Here is a 1,846-nt window from a genome sequence, read left to right on the forward strand (position 1 = left end):
ACCCGAGCTCCATAGCTGCATGCGGCCGACCGAAAGAGAGGATCGATCGCCGGCCGGGCGAGATTTTCGCGAGGGCCTCGCCGGAGCAGCATGTGATCGTGGTGCAGCAGCAGATGGAAACCGGGTGAAGCCACATAGATGCGCCCCCGCTCGAACTGCTCCCCGCTCTTCGCCTTGATCGCCCTGAGAGGGCCAGCCCGATCAAGGATCTCCGGGAGATAGCTCGTCTGGCCCACGTGGAGCACCGCGAAGACAGCAGCGGCAAGATCGGGCGGTAGACAGGTCGCGAGCCGCTTCAGTGCCTCGACGCCGCCGGCCGAGGCTCCGACAACGATGATGCAGCGATTTCGAGAGCTGATCCCTTCGATTTTCTCAGGCAATTCCAATATGCGGCCGTGATCGTGCGAAGCTTGACCCGACCTGTGTCCAACATTGCTCATACATTGCAACGAATCCGAGAGTGACTGCGTTCCGTTGTCGACGTAAAGGAACAAGCCGCAACACCTTCAGTTTGGCAGCGGAGAGACAAACGGAGCGTGCCCGATCCGTAGAGCAGGTTTTCGAAGACCATCTGAGCCCCCGCGCCGCAGGCGATCTCGAGGAGGATCCCAGGCGCAACTAGCTGAGGATGGTCCTCTTGACTGCCAATTCGAATCTGGTTGGCCATGATGCCGTCCGACTGTCATCCATTACCTGCGCGACCAATTGCCCGAAGGTGAGTTCAACCACGTCTCAAAATAAGTTCGTTGTCCTTTTGCCCTGCTGACCTGGTCTGCCACTTCGTCAAGATTCGACGCCACCGACGGCGCTGACAGCTTCGTCATCCTGGACAGCAAGATTGAGTTCCATCCATTCACTACAGGTTGGAAGCTGTGGCTGGGCGAAGCGCACGCGATAGTCACCGGAAGTGACGCCCAATAACCTCGTCCAGCAGCGGCGCAACCGGCCGGCAACTTCGTGAGGGGATACACTTGCCATCAAGTTGCCATCGTGCGTTTTGCTCAGCACTTTCCGGAGGAATGCGAGCGATGGAGGCGGCGCGCAAGCGGCCATTTCGCTGCATGTCGCGAAACGTGACCCGCCCGGTGTCTGTGCACGAAAGAAAGTCCGCGCCCTTCGGGAAAAAAGGACGCGGGCTCATCGGGAGTCATCCATGTCGCAGCTGCACGAATGAAACTTTCAGTCCGCGCCTAAGTTCCACACGGAAACAAAAAAGCCGCGCATTTAGCCGCGCCGCTCCACGGGCCACCCAACAAAAACAAGAAGCCCGCGCCCCGAGGGAATGGGAAGGACGCGGGCTGATCGGAGAGGGGTTCATCACAAGGTCAAAGTGCTGCCCAACCCAAACGAAAGACAAACCGCCTGCTGACAAGCCCGTCCTAACGGTCGTCTCGCAAAGAAGCTCTACTCGTCCGCCCTTCTGCCATGCAATTTGCCACAATCCGAGACGCGAGCACTTCACGTCGTTTTCCAGATTGAGCCTCGACCTTTTGGCCAGTCGAACATGCGGCCCAGTAGCGCCATTCGGAGGGGCGGGACGCACCGCTCCTTCAGCTTTCGGTGATCGCCAAGGCACCTGCGCCCCTGCCAACCGCCAGAACCTGCCCTCGGTCTATTCAGCCAAGCCTCCTCGACCGTCTCCCCGAGTTCCAGGTCGGAAGAATAAAAGAGCGTCCGCAACCGGGAGCGATCACGGCTGAGTTCGATCGTGCCCCATGGCGTGGTGTAGGTAACGGCATTGGTCGCCGTGCTCTCCGGCAAGGGCCGGACTGATCAGCGCGCCACTGCCGGCAGGCTGATGAGCGGATCATCGCTCATCTGGCTGATGGTCTCAAGGGTCATGTAG

The 1,846-nt window shown here is 59.7% G+C and carries 1 protein-coding gene; it reads right to left on the reverse strand.

Features of this window, described 5'->3' with window-relative positions; all coding sequences use genetic code 11:
• The coding region (locus tag AC0L2C_RS34050) for a chemotaxis protein CheB (RefSeq protein ID WP_473525514.1) at window positions 1–494 on the reverse strand (494 nt) is incomplete at its 3' end.
• Between the last annotated feature and the right edge of the window lie 1,352 nt (window positions 495–1,846).

This window comes from Mesorhizobium sp. WSM4845 (assembly GCF_055811455.1).